We start from the raw sequence: 22323 nt of genomic DNA, 5'->3' as shown, positions 1-22323 counted from the left end.
CGGGGGCGGCGGGCGGGGAACATAGGCTTCTCGTGTGAACGCAGACCTTCCCTTCGGCCCCGCCACCGGCATCGGCTCCATGCCGGGCGGTGACGCCCGCGAGGCCGCCAAGACCGTCACCGGGACCTTCGAGGACTTCCCGTTCCTGCCCGAACTGCCCGCCCGCGGCCCCGGCGCGGACATGATCGGCCGCACCGCGGGCCTGCTGGTGGACCTGTACGCGCGCGTGGAGCCCAGCGGCTGGCGGATCGGCGACCGGCCCGGCCGGGACACCAAGCGCGCCAGGTCCTGGCTCGGCGAGGACCTGGACGCCCTGGAGGAGTTCACCCAGGAGTACGAGGGACCACTGAAGGTCCAGGCGGTGGGCCCCTGGACGCTCGCCGCCGCGCTGGAGCTGAAGAACGGCGAGGCGGCCCTCTCCGACCAGGGCGCCTGCCGCGATCTGGCGGCCTCGCTCGCCGAGGGACTGCGCCTGCACCTGGAGGACGTCGGGCGCCGCGTCCCCGGCGCCCGCCTCGTCCTCCAGCTCGACGAGCCCTCGCTCACCGCGGTGCTGCGCGGCCATGTGAAGACCGCCAGCGGCTACCGCACGCACCGGGCGGTCGACCGCCAGCTCGTCGAGGCCACCCTCCGCGACGTCATCGGGGTTCACACGGGCGGCCCCGCCGTGGTCCACTCCTGCGCACCGGACGTCCCGTTCGCCCTGCTGCGCCGGGCGGGCGCTGCGGCGGTCTCCTTCGACTTCTCGCTCCTCACCGAGCGTGACGACGAGACGATCGGCGAGGCGGTGGAAGGCGGTACCCGGCTCTTCGCCGGTGTCGTGCCCGGCACGGACGGCCGATTGTCGGACCCTGCCGGTAGCGTCATGGGTGTCAGGACGCTGTGGCGCAGGCTGGGGCTGCAACCGGGGCTTCTCGCGGAGGCGGTCACGATCACGCCGTCGTGCGGACTCGCGGGGGCCTCCCCGGACTACGCGCGCCGGGCTCTCGCCCACTGCGTCAGGGCGGCGAGATCCCTCGCGGACAACCCAGAGTAACGGGAGGACAACACGGTGGCCGGCGACAAGCAAGCGCAGACGGCAGTGCCCGCCGAGGCGCGGGAGCGGCACGCGAAGCTCGCTGAGCAGATCGAGGAGCACCGCTTCCGGTACTACGTGAACGACGCTCCGGTCGTCAGCGACGCGGAGTTCGACAAGCTCCTGCGCTCCCTGGAGGCGCTGGAGGAGGAGTACCCGGAGCTGCGCACGCCGGACTCGCCGACGCAGAAGGTGTCGGGTTCCTACGCAACCGAGTTCACGGCGGTCCAGCACGCCTCCCGGATGCTCTCCCTGGACAACACCTTCAACGACGAGGAGCTCGCCGCCTGGGCCGACCGCATCCACCGCGAGCTCGGCGAGCAGGACTACCACTTCCTCTGCGAGCTCAAGGTCGACGGCCTCGCGGTCAACCTCACGTACGAGCACGGCCGTCTCGTCCGCGCGGCCACGCGCGGCGACGGGCGCACGGGTGAGGACATCACCCCCAATGTCCGGACGATCGCGGAGATTCCGGACCGCCTCAACGGCGAACGCGTCCCGGACCGCGTGGAGATCCGCGGCGAGGTCTACTTCCCGATGGAGAAGTTCGAGGAGCTCAACGCCCGGCTGGTGGAGGCCGGCGACAAGCCCTTCGCCAACCCGCGCAACGCCGCGGCCGGTTCGCTGCGCCAGAAGGACCCCCGCGTCACCGCCACCCGCCCACTGCACATGGTCGTCCACGGCATCGGTGTGCTGGAGGGCTTCGAGGGCCTCACCCGCCTCTCCCAGGGCTACGACCTGCTGAAGACCTGGGGCCTGCCCACCTCCCCGCACAACAAGGTGGTCGACGGCCTCGACGGAGCGCGGGAGTTCATCGCGTACTACGGCGAGAACCGCCACTCCGTGGAGCACGAGATCGACGGAGTCGTCGTCAAGCTGGACGAGATCGCCCTCCAGGGACGCCTCGGTTCCACCTCCCGCGCCCCGCGCTGGGCGATCGCGTACAAGTACGCGCCCGAGGAGGTCAACACCAAGCTCGTCAACATCCGCGTGGGCGTGGGACGTACCGGCCGGGTCACGCCGTACGCCCAGGTCGAGCCGGTCACGGTGGCCGGTTCGGAGGTGGAGTTCGCCACCCTGCACAACCAGGACGTGGTCAAGGCCAAGGGCGTCCTCATCGGCGACACGGTGGTGCTGCGCAAGGCCGGGGACGTCATCCCGGAGATCCTCGGCCCGGTCGTCGACCTGCGCGACGGCAGCGAGCACGAGTTCGTGATGCCGTCCGAGTGCCCCGAGTGCGGCACCCCGCTCAGGCCGATGAAGGAGGGCGACGTCGACCTGCGCTGCCCCAACGCGCGCGCCTGCCCGGCCCAGTTGCGCGAGCGCCTGTTCTACCTCGCCGGCCGCAAGGCGCTGGACATCGAGCACTTCGGCTACGTCGCCGCGGCCGCCCTCACCAAGCCCCTGGAGCCCGCCGACCCGCCGCTGCGGGACGAGGGCGACCTCTTCGACCTCACCGTCGAGCAGCTGCTGCCCATCAAGGCGTACGTCCTCGACCAGGACAGCGGCCTGCCCAAGCGCGACCCGAAGACCGGCGAGGAGAAGATCGCCACGGTCTTCGCAAACCAGCAGGGCGAGCCGAAGAAGAACGCGGTTGCCATGCTGGAGAACATCGCCGCCGCCAAGGAGCGCCCGCTCGCCCGCGTACTGACCGGTCTGTCGATCCGTCATGTCGGCCCGGTCGCCGCCGAGGCGCTGGCCAGGGAGTTCCGGTCGATCGAGCGCATCGAGCAGGCGAGCGAGGAGGAGCTGGCGAACACCGACGGCGTCGGCGGGATCATCGCCGCCTCCCTCAAGGAATGGTTCGCCGAGGAGTGGCACCAGGAGATCCTGCGCAAGTGGCGGGCGGCCGGCGTCCGCATGGAGGAGGAGGGCTCGGGCGAGGACGAAGGGCCGCGCCCGCTCGAGGGCCTGACGCTCGTGGTCACCGGTACCCTCGAGCACTTCACGCGCGACGGCGCCAAGGAGGCCCTGCAGAGCCGCGGGGCGAAGGTGACCGGATCCGTCTCCAAGAAGACGTCGTTCGTCGTCGTGGGGGACAGCCCGGGCTCGAAGTACGACAAGGCGATGCAGCTCAAAGTGCCCGTACTGAACGAGGAGGGCTTCAACGTCCTGCTGGAGCAGGGCCCGGACGCGGCGGCCGAAGTTGCGCTTCCCACAGAGGAATAGCGATTGAACGCCACCCGATCGGCGCATACCAGATGCATACGGGTGGCTGGGGTGCATTCGGGCAACCGTCGACGACCGCTGCCCGTGGAAGCCTTCTGCGGCCTACTGTTGAGATGTGCACCTGCCGTGCCCAGCTGCGGTTGGGGCATCCCCTTGCTCTTGATGAGCAAGGGGAAGGGTTTTCCAACGCGGTGCCGTTGATGGATGTCGGGCATCGGGCCGCGTGGCGTGGGCACCGCCGGCTGTGAGAGGGACGGGAATGGAACCGACCGAGAGCGCCGCCCCTGACTCAGGGCTGCGCCTGCGCCGGGTCGCCGGCGCATGGCGGGCGAACCGGTGGGCCGGGCGGCCTTCGGAACGTCCGGGTGCGGAGGGGCGCGCCACCGGACAGTACACCGCGACGGACGGGCGTGCCCCGCACCTCACCACGGACCACCCCGCAGGACCGGAGGACGCCGAGCTCGAACGGCACGCGTCCTGGCCCGCGCTGCCCGCGGCCGTCGTCGGCTCGGCCGCCTTCGTCCTCGGGGCCGGCTTCTACCGGGCGTTCAGCGGGAGCCACGCGCTCTTCCCGTGCGGCACCGTCGGCTGGGCGCTGGCCCTGCTGACCGGCATCATCGTCGGCCACCTGGTGATGCTCGGCCGCTCCCGCTGGTGGGGCGGCACCGGCTCGGGCGCCGCCCTCACCCTCGCCGTCCTGCTGCTCTACGGCTGGGTGCCGGCCGGAATGGTCAGCCTCACCGTCGTCGTGCTGGTCGGCATCGCCCGCCGCAACCGCTGGCGCCAGGGCGTGCTGCACGGCTCGGTCGACATCCTCGGCATCGGCGCCGGGGCCCTCGTGCTGGGCGCCTTCGGACGGGTGCCGTCCGTCGAGTCGCCCTGGAACCCGGACAGCTGGACCCTCTACACCGCCCCCGCGGTGGTGCTGGTCGCCGCCGCCTACCTCCTGGTCACCCGCACCCTGCTGTGGTACCTGCACGCCCCGCGCCGCGAGGGCCTGCCCACCGTCGCCCGGACCGCCCTGGTCAGACAGGGACTTGTCGCGGTGGCGCTGCTCGGTATCGCCCCGCTGGTCTGCGTGGTCGCCGTCGCCCAGCCGGTGCTGCTGCCGCTGTTCGCCATCCCGCTGATCGCGCTCGACTCCACCCTGTGGATCGCGCGGGCCCGGGCGGAGGAGCAGCTGCGCGACCCGCTGACCGGACTGCCCAACCGGCAGTGGCTCCAGGAGCGCATCTGGACCGCGCTGGACGACGCCGAGCGCATCGGCGCCCGCGCCGCCCTGATGCTCATCGACCTGGACCGCTTCCGCTCGGTCAACGACACCCTCGGGCATCTCGCGGGCGACCGGCTGCTGTTGCAGATAGCCGACCGGCTGCGTCTCGCACTGCCGCGCGGAGCGGAGGCCGCGCGGCTGGGCGGTGACGAGTTCGCCGTACTGCTGCCGGTCGCCGACTCCACGACGTCCGCGACCCGGGTGGCCCGCGGCCTCGTCGCCGCGCTCAGCTCGCCGCTGGACCTCGACGGGCTCACCCTCGTCCTGGAGGCCAGCGCGGGCGTCGCCGTCTTCCCGGACCACGCCCTGGACGCCGAGGGGATGCTGCGCCGGGCGGACGTCGCGATGTACCAGGCGAAGCGGGACCGTACGGGCGTCGAGGTCTACGAGTCCAAGCGCGACTCCAACACCCCCGACCGGCTCGGACTCCTCGGCGACCTGCGCCGGGCCCTCGACGCGCAGGAGGTGGAGCTGCACTACCAGCCCAAGGTCCGCTTCGACGGGCATGTGGCCGGGCTGGAGGCGCTGGTGCGCTGGGTGCATCCCGAGCGGGGGAAGGTGCCGCCGGACGAGTTCATAGCGATCGCCGAGTCCTCGGGGCTGATGCCCCATCTCACCGAGTACGTCCTGGAGACGGCGCTGGCCCAGGTGGCCCGGTGGCGGGCCCAGGGCCTGCGGGTGCCGGTCGCGGTCAACGTCTCCCCGCGTGACGTGCACACCCCCGGCTTCGCGGGCTCGGTCGCCGCGCGCCTGGCCCGGCACGGAGTTCCGGCGGGAGCGCTCCAACTCGAGATAACGGAACACGTCCTGCTGGAGGACCCGCAGCGCGCCGCGGACACCCTGGCCGGCCTGACCGGGCACGGCGTGAAGATGTCGCTGGACGACTTCGGCACGGGCTACTCGTCGCTGGTGCACCTGCGGCGCCTGCCGGTGAGCGAGCTGAAGATCGACCGCTCCTTCGTGGCGCGGCTGGCCGTGGACGCGGAGGACGCGGAGATCGTCCGCTGCACCGTGGACCTGGCCCACTCGCTCGGCCTGCTGGTCGTCGCGGAGGGCGTCGAGGACGACGAGACCTGGGAGCGCCTGCGCGACCTGGGCTGCGACGCCGTACAGGGCTGGCTCGTGGCGGCCGCGATGCCGGCCGAGGAGACGACGGCCTGGCTGCTGGCCCGCGGCACGCGCGGCTGGCAGCGCCCGCGCGCGGCGCTCCCGGCCGCCGCCACCGACGAATAGCCCGCAGCAACCCCCGCCGTCGGCGTCCCGGCGGCTCACCGGCGGCGTGCTCAGCCCCCGCACCCCGCCGTGAAGTGCCCGATCAGCAGGGCCAGGCGCCGCTCGTGCGCCTCCGTCGGCAGCCGGCCGCTGCGCATGAGCGTCACCAGGCCGTGCAGGCCCGCCCAGTACGTCTCCGTCAGCAGCGCCGGATCCTCGCCCTCGGCCGCGATCGGCTCCACCGCCTGCAGTAGTTCCCCGAACGCCTGCTTCAGCGGCTCCGGCGCCTCGGGCGTGGCGAACGGCAGCTCCGTGGCCTGGGTGAACATCGCGTCGTACAGGGCCGGCCGCCGCTGCGCGAAGTCGGCGTACGACCGTCCCACCGCGGCCAGCGCCTCGCGGGTGCCCTTCGCCGCCGTGCGGGCCGCGCGCAGCTCCTCCGCCAGATCGGCGCAGCCCTGCACCGCGACCGCCGCCATGATCGCGCCCTTGCCCTTGAAGTGGCTGTAGAGGACCGGCTGGCTGTACTCGATCTCCGCGGCCAGACGACGGGTCGTCACCGCGTCCCAGCCCTCCGACTCGGCGAGTTCCCGCGCCGCCGTGAGGATCAGCCGTTCGCGTTCCGCTCGTTCGCGCTCCCGGCGCGTCTGGATCGACATGACATGAATTCTAGCAGCGCTAGCCAATCTGTCGATGCTCTGCTAGCTTCGCTCTCGTACCTAGCGTTGCTAGCAAACCGAACAAGGAGTTGGAGACATGACCGCCACCGCCTACACCCTGGCCGTCCTGCTCGACCTGTTCTGCCTGTTCCTCGGCTACCGGTTCCTGTTCCAGCCGGCCCCCGCCGCCGCCGGTTACGGCGTCCCCGCCCGGCCGGACGGCGACGCCGGCGCCTATCTCTCGGTCAAGGGCTCGCGGGACGGCGCCTTCGGGCTCGTGGGCCTGGCGCTTCTGGTCTTCGCCGGTGCCCGGGCCGAGGCGTGGTTCATGCTTGCCGTGGCACTCGTGCCGCTCTGCGACACGGTCATAGTCCTCAGGCACGGAGGTGCCAGGGCGGTGGCGTTCGGGGTCCACTTCGCGACCGCCGTCGTCGTCCTGATCAGTGCCGCGCTGCTGTTCCTCGTCTGAGTCGGTCAACGTCCGTACACATACCGGGGGTTCGAAGATGTCGCTGTTCGTTCCGAAGTTCGACGAGTCCGTGGTGGTCCGCGAGGCGGAGGCCGAGGTCGTCGGCCGCGCCCCGACCACCGTGCGCCTGCTGGCCGACAGCAGCAGCACCGGCGGTGCGCTGTCCACCCAGCGCGTCACCCTCACGGGCGGTGCCGACGGCGCCAAACCCCACTGGCACGACAACTCCGCCGAGATGTTCTTCCTGCTCGACGGCGCCGCCGAGATCCTCTCCGGCGACGAGGTCCTCACCGCCGGCCCCGGCGACCTCGTCGTCGTCCCGCCCGGCAGGCCGCACGCCTTCGCCGCCGTGCCCGGCGCCGACGCGGACCTCCTGATCGTCCTGACGCCCGGCGTCGAGCGCTTCGAGTACTTCCGCCACCTCCAGCGCATCGCCCTCGGCGAGGCCGGCCCGGAGAGCCTGCTGGAGGTCCAGGACCTCTACGACAACCACTTCATGAAGAGCCAGGCGTGGGACGGCCGCCGTACCTGAAGGGCACGGGCGCCTACCTCGGGCAGCGGGGGGCCGGTAAACCGTTTAACGGCCACGGCTCCCCGCCCCATAGGATTGGGGCCAGTCGTCACATTCCCGTCCGCACGACCCGCCCTTCGGGCGAACGACGGGAATGCGACGACCGGCCCCGGCCCCAAACCACACACACTCACCCCAGAGGATCGCTGCATGCCTGGCATTACGCGCGAGGAGGTCGCCCACCTCGCCCGGCTGGCGCGTCTGGAGCTGAAGCCCGAAGAACTCGATCACTTCGCAGGCCAGCTCGACGACATCATCGGCGCGGTCGCCCGCGTCAGCGAGGTCGCCGACCAAGACGTACCGCCGACCTCGCACCCGCTCCCGCTGACGAACGTCATGCGCAAGGACGAGGTCCGTCCCTCGCTCACCCCCGAGCAGGCGCTCTCCGGCGCCCCGGCCCAGGAGCAGCAGCGTTTCAAGGTGCCGCAGATCCTGGGGGAGGACTGATCCCATGACGGACAGCAACATCATCAAGCTCACCGCCGCCGAGACGGCCGCGAAGATCGCCTCCGGCGAACTCACCGCCGTCCAGGTGACCGAGGCGCACCTCGCCCGGATCGAGGCCGTCGACGAGAAGGTGCACGCCTTCCTGCACGTCGACCGCGAGGGCGCCCTGGCGCAGGCCCGCGCCGTCGACGCGAAGCGGGAGAAGGGCGAGAAGCTCGGCACCCTCGCGGGCGTCCCGCTCGCGCTCAAGGACATCTTCACCACCGAGGGCGTGCCGACCACCGTCGGCTCGAAGATCCTCGAGGGCTGGATCCCGCCGTACGACGCGACGCTCACCAAGCGGCTGAAGGCCGCCGACGTCGTCATCCTCGGCAAGACCAACATGGACGAGTTCGCCATGGGGTCCAGCACCGAGAACAGCGCGTACGGGCCCACCGGCAACCCGTGGGACCTGACCCGGATCCCCGGCGGTTCCGGCGGCGGCTCCTCCGCGGCCCTCGCCTCCTTCCAGGCCCCCCTCGCCATCGGCACCGACACCGGCGGCTCCATCCGCCAGCCGGCCGCCGTCACCGGCACGGTGGGCGTGAAGCCGACGTACGGCGCCGTCTCCCGCTTCGGCATGGTGGCGTTCAGCAGCAGCCTCGACCAGGGCGGGCCCTGCGCCCGTACGGTCCTGGACGCCGCGCTGCTGCACGAGGTCATCGCGGGCCACGACCCGCTCGACTCCACCTCCATCGACGCCCCGGTCCCGCCGGTCGTCGAGGCCGCGCGCAACGGCAGCGTCGCGGGCATGCGCGTCGGTGTCGTCAAGCAGTTCCGCGGCGAGGGCTACCAGGCCGGCGTCATCCAGCGGTTCGACGAGTCCGTCGCGCTGCTCAAGGAGCTGGGCGCCGAGATCGTCGAGCTGGACTGCCCGTCCTTCGACCTGGCGCTGTCGGCGTACTACCTGATCGCGCCGTCCGAGTGCTCCTCCAACCTCGCCCGCTTCGACGGCCTGCGCTACGGCCTCAGGACCGGCGACGACGGCAGCCACTCGGCCGAGGAGGTCACCTCCCTCACCCGTGAGGCGGGCTTCGGCCCCGAGGTCAAGCGCCGCATCATGCTGGGCACGTACGCCCTGTCCAGCGGCTACTACGACGCCTACTACGGCTCCGCGCAGAAGGTCCGCACGCTCATCACGCGCGACTTCGAGAAGGCCTTCGAGCAGGTCGACGTGATCGTCTCCCCGACGACCCCGACCACCGCCTTCGCGATCGGCGAGCGCGCCGACGACCCGATGGCGATGTACCTGGCCGACCTGTGCACCATCCCGACCAACCTGGCGGGCAACGCGGCCATGTCGCTGCCCTGCGGCCTCGCCCCGGAGGACAACCTCCCGGTCGGCCTGCAGATCATCGCCCCGGCGCTCAAGGACGACCGTCTGTACAAGGTCGGCGCCGCGGTCGAAGCCGCCTACGTGGAAAAGTGGGGGCACCCGCTCCTGGAGGAGGCTCCGTCGCTGTGACCAAGACACTGACCAAGGCTCAGGACTTCAAGAAGTCCAAGTCCGGCATGTACGTGTCCATCGCCACCACCGCCTTCGGCGCGCTCGGTGTCGCCAAGCGGATCAAGAAGGCACGTTCCGAGCAGGACACGCTGCGGCTGATCGACGCGACGGTGGCCGCCGTCGGCATCGTCACCGGCCTCGCCGTCCTGTACCGCGAGCTGAAGCGGCTCGGCGACGACGACGTCCTCCTGGGCTGAGAGGGAAGTTTCACCGTGACCACCACGACCGACCTGGTGTCGTACGAGGACGCGCTGGCGTCGTACGACCCCGTCATGGGCCTCGAGGTCCATGTCGAACTCGGCACCAAGACCAAGATGTTCTGCGGGTGTTCGACCGAGCTGGGCGCCGAGCCCAACTCGCAGACCTGCCCGACCTGCCTCGGCCTGCCCGGCGCGCTCCCGGTCGTCAACGCGACCGGCGTCGAGTCCGCGATCAAGATCGGTCTCGCGCTGAACTGCGAGATCGCCGAGTGGTGCCGCTTCGCCCGGAAGAACTACTTCTATCCGGACATGCCGAAGAACTTCCAGACCTCCCAGTACGACGAGCCGATCGCCTTCAACGGCTACCTCGACGTGCAGCTGGAGGACGGCGAGACCTTCCGCGTGGAGATCGAGCGCGCCCACATGGAGGAGGACACCGGCAAGTCGACGCACGTCGGCGGCGCCACGGGCCGTATCCACGGCGCGTCCCACTCCCTGCTGGACTACAACCGCGCCGGTATCCCGCTCATCGAGATCGTCACCAAGCCGATCGAGGGCGCGGGCGAGCGCGCTCCCGAGGTCGCGCGGGCGTACGTCCGCGAGCTGCGCGAGCTCATCCGGGCGCTCGGTGTCTCCGACGCCCGCATGGAGATGGGCCAGATGCGCTGCGACGTCAACCTGTCGCTGCGCCCGAACGGCACCGAGAAGTTCGGCACCCGCTCGGAGACGAAGAACGTCAACTCGCTGCGGTCCGTGGAGCGTGCGGCCCGCTTCGAGATCCAGCGGCACGCGGCCGTGCTCTCCTCCGGCGGCACCATCGTCCAGGAGACCCGCCACTTCCACGAGGACACGGGGTCGACGACCTCGGGCCGCGTGAAGGAGGAGGCCGAGGACTACCGGTACTTCCCCGAGCCGGATCTGGTTCCGGTGGCGCCCTCGCGCACGTGGGTCGAGGAGATCCGGGGCGCGCTGCCCGAGCTGCCGCTGGTGCGCCGCAACCGGCTGCGCGAGGAGTGGGGCGTCTCGGGCACCGAGATGCAGGCCATCCTCAACGCCGGTGCGCTGGACCCGATCGTCGCGACGATCGACGCCGGCGCCGACGCGGCCTCCGCCCGCAAGTGGTGGATGGGCGAACTGGCGCGCAGCGCCAACGAGTCGGGCACGGCGCTCGACGAGCTGGCGATCACCCCGGCGCAGGTCGCACGGGTCACCGAGCTGGTCTCGAAGGGCGATCTGAACGACAAGCTGGCCCGCCAGGTCATCGAGGGCGTCCTCGCGGGCGAGGGCACCCCGGACGAGGTCGTCGACAAGCGCGGTCTCAAGGTCGTCTCCGACGAGGGCGCGCTGACCGCCGCCGTCGAGGAGGCCATCGCCGGCAACCCGGGCGTCGCGGACAAGATCCGCGGCGGCAAGGTGGCCGCGGCCGGCGCCCTGGTCGGCGCGGTCATGAAGGCGACCCGCGGCCAGGCCGACGCGGCCCGCGTCAAGGAGCTGATCCTGGAGAAGCTGGGCGTTTCCGAAGGCTGAGCGCCCGTACGCGACACGGCCCCGGAGGTGTGACCTCCGGGGCCGTTCCGCGTGCCCCGGCTCCCCGGGCTGCCTACTTGCGGCGTCCCACGACCCGTACGAAACCGAGCGTGCGGCCCTGGTCCGCCCGCACCATCTCGCCGACCCGGCGGGCCATCGTGCGGTGGAACTCCTCCGGGCTCTCCTCGGCGACCACCTCGCACCACAGCAGCCAGTCCCGCCAGCCGTCCGGCTGCCAGTCGGCCGCCTCGACCTCGACGGCCCCGCCGCGCGTCCAGTGGCGCCGCCACCAGGCGGCCGAGTGGAAGCACCAGAAGTCGGGCTCCCACCAGGGCCTGAGGTGTTCGGGAGGCTCGTCGCCGGCCGGCTCCTCACGCAGGGCCGGTACGACGACGCCGATACGGCCGCCGGGCTTCAGCAGCCGGGTGAGCGTGGGCAGATAGAGGTCGTCGGTGCCGAAGTACTGATAGGCGTCGATGCTCACGATCGCGTCGAAACTCCCCTCGGCGAAGGGCAGGTCGTGAGCTTCCGCGTGCACGGGCAGCACGCGGTCGGCGAAGCCCGCCTCGGAGATGCGCCGGGCGTTGTCGTCGGGCGCGACCCAGAGGTCGGCCGCGGTCACCTGGGCGTGGAACTCGCGCGCCAGGAAGACCGACGTCATCGCGCGGCCGCAGCCGAGGTCGAGCACCCGGGCACACGGGCGCAGGGTGTCCAGGCCGAGGGCGGGGGCCAGCCATTCCAGCAGCCACAGGGCGTTCGGGCCCATCTGGTTGTCGACCGTCCAGCGCGCGTCGTACTGGCCGCTGCGCGGATAGGACGGGTGCTTCACACGGTCAGCGAGGGGGTCGTTCGAGGTCCTGGAGTCGATGTCGGACATCGGTGAACGGGCTCCTTGGGATCTTCGTAGGGGAAGTCGATGCGTAGGAGCTCGGTCGGACCTTCAAACAATGCACCCGCTTCGGTCGTCGGCGAGGGGCCGGTGAGGGCTGACCCGCGGAAGCTAGCACCCGGCCGCGCCGGACCGCAGCCGGTTTCTCAGGAGGACGCGCTACCCTCGCCCGCCATGAGTGGACGCGCTGATTCCGAGATACCGGACGACGGCGGCAGCGGTGTCGCCGAGGTCCTGGATCCGGCCGGGGACGCGCGCCGGGCCCGCTGGACCGCGGCCGGCACCGGGGCGCTGCTGGCCCTCGCCGGGCTGGCCGCCGCCGTGCTGCGGGCCTCCGGCTCCGCCCCGGCGCTCGTGCCGACCGCCTACGCCTTCGGCGCCGCCGTCTGCGCGGCGGCCGCGCTGCTGGGCTCCCGGGGGCGCACGCGACGGGCGCTGTGGCTGCTGATCGTGGGGGTCTCGGTGATGGCGGTGGGGGATCAGTTCGACTGAGGTGACAGAGTCGCCGTTACTGTCCTGTGATCTGCCTCCCACTCCTGTGAATAAGCCCACGAACGGCATAAACGATCACTTCTGCCTGCAAGAGTGGTCCTTGCATTGCTCATGCGTTCTTTGCGGGCTGTTCATCTCCTGAACCACTGTTCCCGGTCAAAGATCCACAAATCGTCCCCGGGAGCTCGTTAGTGGCAGCCCTTGCACGCTGGTGTGTCCGGAACCGCCTTCTCGCTGTTCTCCTGTGGCTCCTCGCCTTCGGCGGGGTCAGCGCGGCCGCCGCCGTGACGGGTACGGCGTACTCGAACGACTACGAGGCCCCCGGCACCGAGTCCGGCGCCGCCACCCGGCTGCTGCAGCACGGCTTCCCCGGAATCGGCGGCGACAGCGACACCGTCGTGTGGCACACCACGTCCGGCACCGTCCGGGCCGCGGACGTCGAGCAGACGATGACCCAGACCCTGGACAAGATCACCGATCTGCCGGGCATCGCCTCCGTGAGCAGCCCCTACGACGGCCAGGGCGGGGGCCGGATCAGCTCCGACGGGCACACCGCGTACGCCACCGTCACCTTCCACGACCGCGCCGAGGACATCACCAAGTCCGAGGCCCAGGCCGTCGTGCGCACCGCCAAGGCCGCCGAGACCGACGGGCTCCGGGTCGAACTGGGCGGCAGCGCCGTCGCCCTGACCGAACCGGCCGGCGGGCACGTCGCCGAGATCGTCGGGGTGGTCGTCGCGGCGGTCGTCCTCTTCCTCGCCTTCGGCTCGTTCGCCGCCTCGGCGCTGCCCATCGCGACCGCGCTGGTCGGCGTCGGCACCGCGTACGCCGGGATCGTGCTGCTCGGGCACGCCATGACCGTCGCCGACTTCGCGCCCATGCTGGGCATGCTGATCGGCCTCGGCGTGGGCATCGACTACGCGCTGTTCATCGTCACCAGACACCGGCGCGGGCTCAAACGCGGGCTGTCCGTCGCCGAGGCCGCCACCAGTGCCGTGACGACCACGGGACGCGCCGTGGTCTTCGCAGGTGCCACCGTTTGCATAGCCCTGCTCGGGATGCTGATCCTCCGGCTCAGCTTCCTCAACGGCGTCGCGATCGCCGCCTGTCTGACCGTGATCCTCACGGTCGCGGCCTCCGTCACCCTGCTCCCGGCCCTGCTGTCGTACATCGGCCCACGCGCCCTGAGCCGGCGCGAGCGGCGGCGCCTGGAGGAGCACGGGCCGCAGCCCGAGCTGCCGACAGGGCTGGCCCACCGGTGGTCCGCGTTCGTCGAGCGCCACCCCAAGGTGCTGGGCGTGGTGGCGCTGGCCGTGATGACGGTCCTCGCGCTGCCCACCCTCTCCCTCCACCTGGGCACCTCCGACCAGGGCAACGATCCGAAGACATCGACGACCAGGCAGGCGTACGACCTCCTCGCGGACGGCTTCGGGCCCGGCGTCAACGGCCCGCTCACCCTGGTCACCCAGGTGAACGGCGCCGAGGACCGGCTCACCCTCGACAACCTCGACGCCACCATCCGCACCACCGAGGGCGTCGCGTCGGTGACCCCCGTGACGTACAACACGGGCGGCGACACCGCGTACTTCACGATCGTCCCGGCCTCCGAGCCCCAGTCGCAGAAGACCAGCGCCCTCGTCGACCGGCTGCGCACCGAGGTGCTGCCGCGCGCCGAGACGGGCACCTCGCTGGACGTGCACGTCGGCGGCGTGACCGCCAGCTACGACGACTTCGCGGACGTCATCGTCGGCAAGCTGCCCCTCTTCGTCGGCGTCGTCATCGGCCTCGGCTGCCTGCTCCTGCTGCTCGCCTTCCGGTCCCTCGGCATCCCGCTGAAGGCCGCCGCGATGAACGTCGCCGCGGTCGCCGCCGCCTTCGGGGTCGTCGTCGCGATCTTCCAGTGGGGCTGGGGGAGCGAGCTGCTGGGCCTCGGCCGGGCCGGCCCCATCGAGCCGTTCCTCCCCGTGATCATGGTGTCCGTCCTGTTCGGGCTCTCCATGGACTACCAGGTCTTCCTGGTCAGCCGGATGTACGAGGAGTGGCTGGAGACCGGCGACAACCGGCGTGCCGTGCGCGTCGGGCTCGCCGAGACCAGCCGGGTGATCAACTCCGCCGCCGTCATCATGATCTCGGTCTTCCTCGCCTTCGTGCTCAGCGGCGACCGCGTGATCGCCATGTTCGGCATCGCGCTCGCCTCCGCCGTCGCCCTCGACGCCTTCGTGCTGCGCACGCTGCTGGTGCCGGCCCTGATGCACCTGCTCGGCGGCGCCAACTGGTGGCTGCCGCGCTGGCTGGACGCCCGCCTGCCGCGCATCAGCATCGAGCCGCCCGAGTGCCGTGCCGCCCATGAAAGGCTGGCCGCGGCGACGGACGCAGAGGTGGCGGACGTACTGGCGAAGGGGCAGGACGAGGATGTACGCGATATCCCTGGGTGACGACGGAGCGCAGCTGCGGCCGCTGGAGCCGTGGCACGCCGAGGAGTTTTTCGCCCACCTGGAGCGCGGGCGGGAGTTCATCGGGCAGTTCATCCCGTTCGGCTCGAACGCCGTCGACGTGCTCTCCGCACGCGAGACGCTCCAGCGCTACGCCGACCTGCGCGCCGCCGACACGGCCTCCTACCACGGCATCTGGCTGGACGGAAAGCTCGTCGGCGGCGTGCTCACGCTGAACTTCGACGCGCAGACCGGCAACTGCGAGGTCGGCTGCTGGCTGGAGCCCGCCGCGACCGGCCGCGGGCTGATCACCCGGGCGATGCGGGTGCTGATCGACTGGGCGGTCGAGGAGCGCGGCATCCACCGCGTCGAATGGGTGGCCGCGTCCGGGAATGTGCCGAGCCTGAACGTCGCCCGCCGGCTCGGAATGACCCGCGATGGCGTACGACGCGAGGCGCACCCCTATGGTGGGGTGCGGCACGACCTCGAGGTGTGGTCGATCCTCGCCCCGGAGTGGCGCGCAGCACGCGCGCGTGCCGAACACACAGATCAGTAGAAGAGGCTCGGCGGATCGCCTCGGCGATCTTTTAGAGACTTCTCAGACAGCGTCCGTACGGTGCGAGGTATGGGAACCAGCAAGACTGTTGACGAGGCCGGAACCGAGGCCACCGAAGTGAAGCCCGACGAGAAGACGGTGGACACCACCGCGACCGACGCGACCGAGGCGGACGAGACCGCCGGCGCCACCCCCGAGGAGGCGACCGCGGAGGCGGACCTTGCCGAGGCCGGTGCCGACGGCGAGCCGTCCGGTGTCGGCCAGGGCGCCGGTGCCGTCGTCTCCGCCGCGCTCGGCGTCGTCTCGCTGACCGGCAGCTGGGTGGGCACCGTCGCGTCCGCGCGCCAGTCGCTCATCGGCCAGCTGCACGCGCAGAGCTCCCAGAACTCCAGCGTGTCCAAGCTGCTCGACGAGGGCTACGGCAACGCCTGGCAGGCCACCGCGATGTGGGGCGGCATCTTCGCCCTGCTCGCGCTGATCGTCGGCGTCGTGGTGCTGGCCCGGCCCGCCTTCGGGGCGCCCGGCAAGCCGCAGGCCGTGTGGATCAAGTCGGTCGCCTGGGGCGGTGTCGCGCTCGGCGTCATCGGCCTGCTCCTGGCCGTGCTCAAGTACACCGACATCCTGCTCGGACTGCCCTCCGCGGGCTGAGTCGCCGCAGGTCCTGAGGGGTCTTAGGGCATCCGTAAGCACCTTACGGAGCTCCTGAGGCCCCTCACGCACGTCTAAGGCCCCGGGCACCGCCGAAGATGCGGAAGTCTCCCGATGTGGCGCACCCCCCTTGGAGACGAAAGTTGAGGCATCGCAGCAAGCGAAGCCGAAACCGAATCTCACAAGGGACACACCATGTACGAGTACGAGCTCTCCCAGATCCGTTCCGCCGAGCTGATCCGCCAGGCCGAGCGCGAGCGCCAGGCCCGCGAGGTCGTACGGGGCCGTCGCGCCGCACGCCGTGAAGCCGCCGCGGAGCACGAGACCCATACGCCGCGTCTGCGCCGGCTCCGGTCGTCCGCCCGCGCCGCGTGAACGCGGGGCTCCCGGAGGGCGGCCGCACGGGGGACGGCCGCCCTCCCGAGGACCACGACCGCACCGCACCGACCCCTCCGGCGCCCTCACCGCACCTCCCCGCGGTGGGGGCCGCGGTGCGTCCGGCGGCGGTCGTCCCGGCGAAAACCGGTGCCGTACTGTCCGAGCCCCGTGCGATGCTCGGGCTCGTGGAGACCAGGTCCGTCAGTCCGGTGTTCGTCGGCCGTGCCGAAGAGCTGAAAACCCTGAACGATGCGCTCGCCCGCGCCGCCGCGGGCGAGCCGCAGGCGCTGCTGATCGGCGGGGAGGCCGGCGTCGGCAAGACCCGGCTGGTCGAGGAGTTCGCCACCGCGGCCTGCCGGGAGGGCGCCGTCGTCGCGCTCGGCGGCTGTGTGGAGATCGGCGCCGACGGCCTGCCCTTCGCGCCGTTCTCCACCGCCCTGCGCGCGCTGCGCCGTGAGCTGCCCGACGCGCTCGCCGGCGCGGCCGCCGGGCAGGAGGAGGAGCTCGCCCGCCTGCTGCCCGAGCTCGGCGAGTCCAGCGGAGGACGGCACGACGAGGAGGGCATGGCCCGCCTCTTCGAACTCACCGCCCGCCTGCTGGAGCGCGTCGCCGCCGACCGCATCGTCGTCGTCGCCCTGGAGGACCTGCACTGGGCCGACGCCTCCACCCGCCACCTGCTGGCCTACCTCTTCCGCACCCTGCGCACCGGCCGCCTCGTCGTCCTCGCCACCTACCGCGCCGACGACATCCACCGCCGCCACCCGCTGCGCCCCCTGCTCGCCGAACTCGACCGGCTGCGTACCGTCCGCCGCATGGACGTGGCCCGCTTCAACCGCGAGGAGGTCGGCCGCCAGCTCGCCGGCATCCTCGCCACCGAACCGGACCCGACCCAGGTCGACGACATCTTCGAGCGCTCCGACGGCAACGCCTTCTTCGTCGAGGAACTCGCCGTCTGCGCCACCGAGGGCTGCGGCACCGGCCTCACCGACTCCCTGCGCGACCTGCTCCTGGTCCGCGTCGAGGGGATGCCCGAGAGCGCCCAGCGGGTCGCCCGGATCGTCGCCGAGGGGGGCTCCACCGTGGAGTACCGGCTGCTCGCCGCCGTCGCCGGACTCGCCGAGGACGACCTCATCGAGGCGCTGCGGGCCGCCGTGAACGCCAACATCCTGCTCGCCACACCCGCCGGCGACGGCTACCGCTTCCGCCACTCGCTGGTCCGCGAGGCCGTCAGCGACGACCTGCTGCCCGGGGAGCGCTCCCGCCTCAACCGCCGCTACGCCGAGGCCCTGGAGGCCGAGCCCACGCTCGTCCCCGCCGACCAGCGCGTCATGCGCCTGGCGAGCTACTGGTACCACGCCCACCACCCCGCCAAGGCCCTCCCGGCCGTCCTGGACGCCTCCGTCGAGGCCCGCTGCCGCCACGCCTACAGCGAGCAACTGCGGCTCCTGGAACGGGCGATGGAGCTGTGGGACACCGCCCCCGAGGACGTCCGCGACCAGCTGCGCCCCATCGACTACACCGAGGTCTACCCGCCCTGCGGCTGCGACCCCGCCGCGACCCCCCTGCGCTACCTCGACATCCTGGCCGAGGCCGCCGTCGCCGGCCGCCTGTCCGGGGAGCGCGAGCGCGCCCTGAAGATCACCAAGCGCGCCCTGCACCTGCTGGAGGACGAGGGCGACCCGCTGCGCGCCGCCTGGTTCTGGGTCCAGCGCTCCCGCCTGGTGCAGGCGCTCGCCCGCGGCGACGGCTGGCAGGAACTGGGCACCGCCCAGCAGCTCGTGCGCGGCCTGCCGCCCTCCGAGGTGCACGCCGAGGTGCTGGCCAACGTCGCCAACTGGTCCTCCCTGCACGAACCCGGCCCCGACGCACTCTCCGCCGCCGAACGCGCCGTGGAGTACGCGCGCATGGTCGGCGCCCGCGAGATCGAGCTCAACGCCCGCATCACCCTCGGCGCCCTCATGGTCGACTCCGGCTCCGCCGAGCCGGGCCTCGCCGAGATGTACGAGGTCAAGGAGCGGGCCCTGGCCGAGGGCGTCCCGATCGTCGCCGGCCGCGCCTACGTCAACCTGCCCAGCGAGCTCGATGCGGTCGGCCGCACCCGCGAGGCCGTGCCCCTCCTGCAGGAGGGCCTGGCCTACACCAGGAAGTTCGGCCTGCGGGACTCCGAGGCGTGGGTGTGGGCGAACCTCGCGGAGGCGCTGTACGCCCTCGGCCGCTGGGACGAGGCCGCCGAGGCCGCGACGGGCGCCCTGCGCGTGGGCCTCAGCGCCAAGCCCCAGGGCGGCGGCGCGATCAGCCTGGCGCACCTCGCCCTAGGCCGTGGCGACCTGCCCGAGGCCGCCCGCCAACTGGCCGCCGCCCGCGCCCACCTGGGCACCCACGACCCCATGCCCCAGCACTCCCTGCTGCTGTCCCGGATCGAGGTCGGCGTCGCCGCCGGCGAGGGCCGCTACCTCGACGCGCGGGCCGAGACCGTCCGCGTCCTGGCCTCCGGTCTCCCGCCCGGCACCCAGCGCTACGGCTGGCCCCTGCTGCTCGCCGCCGCCACCGCCGAGGCCGACGCCCGCGGCCTGCCGGCCGCCGCCGAGGGCCGCGCCGACGTCCTCGAACGGATCCGCGAGACCTCCAGGAAGACCACCACCGACGCCCCCATCTGGCTCGCCCACGAGCAGTGGGTGCGCGCCGAACTCGCCCGCGCCGCTGGCAAGGACACCGCCGACACCTGGTCGGACGTCGTCACCTCCTTCGAATGCCTGGAGCGCCCCTACGACCTCGCCCGCGTCCGCCACCGCCTGGCCGAGTCCCTGCTCGCGGCCGGCGGGGACGAGGAGCGTGACCGCGCGGCCGAGCTGCTCCGGCTGGCCCATGCCGTCGCCGACCACCTCGGTGCCCGCCCGCTCTCCGACTCCGTGGCGCTGCTCGCCCAGCGCGCCCGCCTTCCTCTGAGCCGGGTCCCGGCCCGCCGGCCCGCCGACCCCGCCGAGGCCCTCGGCCTCACCAGCCGGGAGCGCGACGTCCTGCGCCTGGTCGCCGCCGGCCGCACCAACCGCCAGATAGCCGAGGAGCTCTTCATCTCCCCGAAGACGGCCAGCGTCCATGTCTCGAACATTCTGGGCAAGCTGGGCGTCTCAGGGAGAGGGGAGGCCGCCGCCGTGGCCCACCGTCTCGATCTGTTCACGACGACGGGGGACGGGGAGCGAGTGGTCGCCGGATGAGAGAGGGGACACCGTGTTCAACGCCTTCGAGGAGCTCTTCGCCCCCAGCCGCAAGCACACCCGCGACGAGGAGAACCGCCTGGAGCTGACCCGCGAGGACGTGGGGGACGCCGACCCCGGACGCGGCCCGATAGACCTGGCGTCCGGGAAGGTCGTCGTACGGCGGCCGAACTCCGAGGACGCCGACGACGCCGAGGAGCCGGAGGAGCCGGAGGAGCCGGAGCCGGAGGCCGGCGAGCAGTGAGCGTCGGCTACTTCACCTCCAGTTCCAGGATGCGGTCGTCGCCGCTCTTCGGGTTGCCGCGGCCGTCCGTGTTGCTGGTCGTCAGCCACAGCTTGTCGCCGCCCGCCGAGACCACGGTGCGCAGCCGGCCGTACGTGCCGGTGAGGAACGCCTGCGGCTCGGCCGAGGCCACGGTGCCCTTCAGCGGGATGCGCCACAGCCGCTGCCCCTTCAGGCCCGCCATCCAGATCGAGCCCTCGGCGTAGGCGGCACCGCTGGGTGAGGCGTCGTCCGTGTGCCACTGGGCTATCGGGTTCTGGTACCGGGAGTCGGACGACTTGCCCTCCGCGTCCGGCCAGCCGTAGTCGGCGCCCGGCTTGATCGCGTTCAGCTCGTCCCAGGTGTCCTGGCCGAACTCCGAGGCGAACAACCGCTGTTTGTCGTCCCAGGCCAGGCCCTGCACATTGCGGTGGCCGTAGGTGTAGACGGGGGAGTCCGGGAACGGGTTGCCGGGGGCCGGGTCGCCCTCCGGGGTCAGCCGGAGGATCTTGCCGCCCAGTGACTTCTTGTCCTGGGCGAGGCCCCGGTCACCACTCTCGCCCGTGCCCGCGTACAGCATCTTGTCGGGGCCGAAGGCGATGCGGCCGCCGTTGTGGATGTAGCCCTTGGGGATGCCCTTGAAGATCGTGTCCGGAGCGCCCAGTTGCTCGCCGGCCGGCTTCTTCGTGTCGTACAGCATGCGGACGATGCGGTTGTCCGAGGCCGAGGTGAAGTACGCGTAGATCATGTGGTCCGAGGCGTAGTCCGGGGAGAGGGCGATGCCGAGCAGGCCGCCCTCGCCGGCCGGGGAGACCCCGGACACCTTGCCCAGCTCCGTCTTCCTGCCCGTCCTCGCGTCGACCCTGGTGATCGTCCCCTGGTCCCGCGAGGCGACGAGCAGGCTGCTGTCGTCGGGCAGCGGGGCGACGCCCCACGGGGTGTTCAGGCCCGTGGCCACCGTGCGCAGCACCTTGACCGAGCCCTTGGCGGGCGGGGCCTTCTCGGTGGACCCGTCCGACGGGGACGCGTTCCCCGTCGGGCTGCCCGCGGCCTTGCCGTCACCGCCGGCCGCGGGCCCGTCGCCCCCGCCCCCGGAGGAACAGCCCGCCGTCAGCAGCAGCGCGGTCGCGGCCAGCACGGCCGGCACAGCTCGTCGTAGCACGATCTTGGTCCTTTCGGGCGGCGGTCCAGCGGCAGGTTCGGCAGGTTCTACCTGTCTTACACCGCTCGCGCCCCGCAGGTTCCCGATCAACCGAACCCGTCCCGGGACCTCCCGGGGCCCTTCAGTCCCAGGATCCCCGAGCCCCCGGCAGCCCCGCGACCTCCGCGAGGTCCTGCGGCGTCAGCCGCAGCGCGGCGGAGGCGGCGTTCTCCGTCGCCCAGTGCTCCTGCTTGGTGCCGGGGACCGGGACGACGTGACGGCCCTGGGACAGCACCCAGGCCAGGGCGACCTGGGCCGCGGTGACCCCGGTGCCGTGGCGGGCGGCGATACGGCGCAGGCCCACCACGATGGGCTGGTTCGCCGCCATCATCTCCGCGGTGAAGCGGGGGTGGCGGGCGCGGACGTCGTCCGGTTCGAAGCCCTCGCCGGGCGTGAGCGTGCCGGTCAGGAAGCCGTTGCCGAGGGGCATCGCGGCCAGGAGGCCGACCCCGCGCGCCTCGCACCACGGCAGCAGCGTCTCGAGCGCCTCGGGCGACCACACCGACAACTCGGCCTCGACCGCGCTCACCGGGAACACCTGCTGCACCCGCTTCAGCAGCCCGATCGTCGCGTCGTGCAGCCGCGTGCCCGAGCGCCGGCCGCCGCGCGCGCCGACCGCGCACAGTCCCAACGCCCGTACCTTTCCGGCCTGGACGAGCTCCGCCATCGCGCCCCAGGTCTCCTCGACGGGCACCTCGGGGTCCTCGCGGTGCAGCTGGTAGAGGTCGATGACGTCCGTCTGCAGGCGCCTGAGCGACGCGTCGCAGGCACGTTTCACATAGCCGGGGCGGCCGTTGGCGACGACGTGCTGCTCGCCCACCAGCAGCCCGACCTTCGTCGACACGAAGGCGTCCTCGCGCCGCTCCTTCAACACCCGCCCCACCAAAAGCTCGTTGGTGAACGGGCCGTACATGTCGGCGGTGTCCAGGAGCGTCGAACCGGCGTCGAGCGCCCGGTGCACCGCTCTGAGCGATGCGTCGCCGCGCTGTCGCGAACCGCTGTACGCCCAGCTCATCGGCATGCACCCGAGGCCGACGGCCCCCACCTCGAGCGCCCCCGCGCCGATCGTCCTGCGCTCCACCTGCCCGTGACCCTCCCTCTC

The 22323-nt window shown here is 72.1% G+C and carries 20 protein-coding genes; 16 read left to right on the top strand and 4 right to left on the bottom strand.

Annotated elements, in window-relative coordinates:
- The first annotated feature begins 34 nt into the window (after positions 1-34).
- The 3 genes from ACFU97_RS31515 (at position 35) to ACFU97_RS31505 (ending at position 5750) form a co-directional block, all read left to right on the top strand.
- Positions 35-1036 carry a methionine synthase gene (locus ACFU97_RS31515; RefSeq protein WP_384263492.1) on the top strand — a complete coding sequence of 334 codons (1002 nt, stop codon included), beginning with the start codon at positions 35-37 and terminating at the stop codon, positions 1034-1036.
- 15 nt (positions 1037-1051) lie between these two features.
- The gene (gene ligA, locus ACFU97_RS31510) at positions 1052-3244 is read left to right on the top strand and encodes an NAD-dependent DNA ligase LigA (RefSeq protein ID WP_384263490.1); all 2193 of its coding nucleotides are present in this window, start codon (positions 1052-1054) and stop codon (positions 3242-3244) included.
- Between the two features lie 259 nt (positions 3245-3503).
- A complete protein-coding gene (locus tag ACFU97_RS31505) occupies positions 3504-5750 on the top strand; it encodes a putative bifunctional diguanylate cyclase/phosphodiesterase (RefSeq protein ID WP_384263487.1) in 2247 nt (748 codons plus the stop codon).
- Positions 5751-5800: 50 nt separating this feature from the next.
- Here the strand turns inward: ACFU97_RS31505 and ACFU97_RS31500 are convergent, their stop codons facing one another.
- Entirely contained in the window at positions 5801-6388 is a 588-nt protein-coding gene (locus tag ACFU97_RS31500; protein ID WP_384263485.1) for a TetR/AcrR family transcriptional regulator, read from the bottom strand.
- 97 nt (positions 6389-6485) lie between these two features.
- Here ACFU97_RS31500 and ACFU97_RS31495 point away from each other — a divergent pair, with 97 nt between their 5' ends.
- The 6 genes from ACFU97_RS31495 (at position 6486) to gatB (ending at position 11148) form a co-directional block, all read left to right on the top strand.
- Positions 6486-6857, top strand: coding sequence for a DUF4267 domain-containing protein (locus ACFU97_RS31495; RefSeq protein ID WP_384263483.1), 372 nt, complete (start codon positions 6486-6488; stop codon positions 6855-6857).
- 37 nt (positions 6858-6894) lie between these two features.
- Positions 6895-7389, top strand: a complete 495-nt coding sequence (locus ACFU97_RS31490) for a cupin domain-containing protein (RefSeq protein WP_384263480.1) — start codon at positions 6895-6897, stop codon at positions 7387-7389.
- Between the two features lie 189 nt (positions 7390-7578).
- Positions 7579-7875, top strand: a complete 297-nt coding sequence (gene gatC / locus ACFU97_RS31485) for an Asp-tRNA(Asn)/Glu-tRNA(Gln) amidotransferase subunit GatC (protein ID WP_016432511.1) — start codon at positions 7579-7581, stop codon at positions 7873-7875.
- Between the two features lie 4 nt (positions 7876-7879).
- On the top strand, positions 7880-9379 hold the full coding sequence (gene gatA / locus ACFU97_RS31480) for an Asp-tRNA(Asn)/Glu-tRNA(Gln) amidotransferase subunit GatA (RefSeq protein WP_384263478.1): 1500 nt from the start codon (positions 7880-7882) through the stop codon (positions 9377-9379).
- Between the two features lie 47 nt (positions 9380-9426).
- Complete coding sequence (locus ACFU97_RS31475) at positions 9427-9618, top strand: hypothetical protein (RefSeq protein WP_384263629.1); 192 nt, start codon at positions 9427-9429, stop codon at positions 9616-9618.
- Positions 9619-9633: 15 nt separating this feature from the next.
- Positions 9634-11148: an Asp-tRNA(Asn)/Glu-tRNA(Gln) amidotransferase subunit GatB gene (gene gatB, locus ACFU97_RS31470; protein ID WP_384263475.1), complete on the top strand. Its 1515-nt coding sequence runs from the start codon at positions 9634-9636 to the stop codon at positions 11146-11148.
- Between the two features lie 73 nt (positions 11149-11221).
- Here the strand turns inward: gatB and ACFU97_RS31465 are convergent, their stop codons facing one another.
- Positions 11222-12025: a methyltransferase domain-containing protein gene (locus ACFU97_RS31465; RefSeq protein WP_384263473.1), complete on the bottom strand. Its 804-nt coding sequence runs from the start codon at positions 12023-12025 to the stop codon at positions 11222-11224.
- Positions 12026-12211: 186 nt separating this feature from the next.
- Here ACFU97_RS31465 and ACFU97_RS31460 point away from each other — a divergent pair, with 186 nt between their 5' ends.
- The 7 genes from ACFU97_RS31460 to ACFU97_RS31430 all read left to right on the top strand — a co-directional run bounded on the left by ACFU97_RS31460 (position 12212) and on the right by ACFU97_RS31430 (position 20002).
- Positions 12212-12529: a hypothetical protein gene (locus ACFU97_RS31460; protein WP_384263470.1), complete on the top strand. Its 318-nt coding sequence runs from the start codon at positions 12212-12214 to the stop codon at positions 12527-12529.
- Between the two features lie 191 nt (positions 12530-12720).
- Positions 12721-14964 (top strand): MMPL family transporter, encoded by a 2244-nt coding sequence (locus ACFU97_RS31455; protein ID WP_384263468.1) that lies wholly within the window; start codon positions 12721-12723, stop codon positions 14962-14964.
- Positions 14942-15517 carry a GNAT family N-acetyltransferase gene (locus ACFU97_RS31450; protein ID WP_384263465.1) on the top strand — a complete coding sequence of 192 codons (576 nt, stop codon included), beginning with the start codon at positions 14942-14944 and terminating at the stop codon, positions 15515-15517. Before ACFU97_RS31455 ends, ACFU97_RS31450 begins: the two co-directional genes overlap by 23 nt.
- Before the next feature lie 69 nt (positions 15518-15586).
- Positions 15587-16165 carry a hypothetical protein gene (locus ACFU97_RS31445; protein ID WP_384263463.1) on the top strand — a complete coding sequence of 193 codons (579 nt, stop codon included), beginning with the start codon at positions 15587-15589 and terminating at the stop codon, positions 16163-16165.
- Between the two features lie 195 nt (positions 16166-16360).
- Positions 16361-16540: a hypothetical protein gene (locus ACFU97_RS31440; RefSeq protein ID WP_384263461.1), complete on the top strand. Its 180-nt coding sequence runs from the start codon at positions 16361-16363 to the stop codon at positions 16538-16540.
- A 176-nt stretch (positions 16541-16716) separates the two neighbouring features.
- The gene (locus tag ACFU97_RS31435; protein ID WP_384263458.1) at positions 16717-19758 is read left to right on the top strand and encodes an AAA family ATPase; all 3042 of its coding nucleotides are present in this window, start codon (positions 16717-16719) and stop codon (positions 19756-19758) included.
- 13 nt (positions 19759-19771) lie between these two features.
- Entirely contained in the window at positions 19772-20002 is a 231-nt protein-coding gene (locus ACFU97_RS31430; RefSeq protein WP_384263456.1) for a DUF6191 domain-containing protein, read from the top strand.
- 7 nt (positions 20003-20009) lie between these two features.
- On the opposite strand, the gene ACFU97_RS31425 is transcribed toward ACFU97_RS31430, so the two are convergent.
- Both ACFU97_RS31425 and ACFU97_RS31420 read right to left on the bottom strand, forming a co-directional pair.
- Complete coding sequence (locus tag ACFU97_RS31425) at positions 20010-21182, bottom strand: PQQ-dependent sugar dehydrogenase (RefSeq protein ID WP_384263454.1); 1173 nt, start codon at positions 21180-21182, stop codon at positions 20010-20012.
- A 121-nt stretch (positions 21183-21303) separates the two neighbouring features.
- Positions 21304-22302 (bottom strand): aldo/keto reductase, encoded by a 999-nt coding sequence (locus ACFU97_RS31420; RefSeq protein ID WP_384263451.1) that lies wholly within the window; start codon positions 22300-22302, stop codon positions 21304-21306.
- Positions 22303-22323: the final 21 nt, after the last annotated feature.

Source organism: Streptomyces sp. NPDC057616, from assembly GCF_042800575.1.
Taxonomy (GTDB): Bacteria; Actinomycetota; Actinomycetes; order Streptomycetales; family Streptomycetaceae; genus Streptomyces.
Note: the sequence above shows the minus strand (reverse complement) of the source record. Positions and strands in the feature narration are given on the sequence as shown.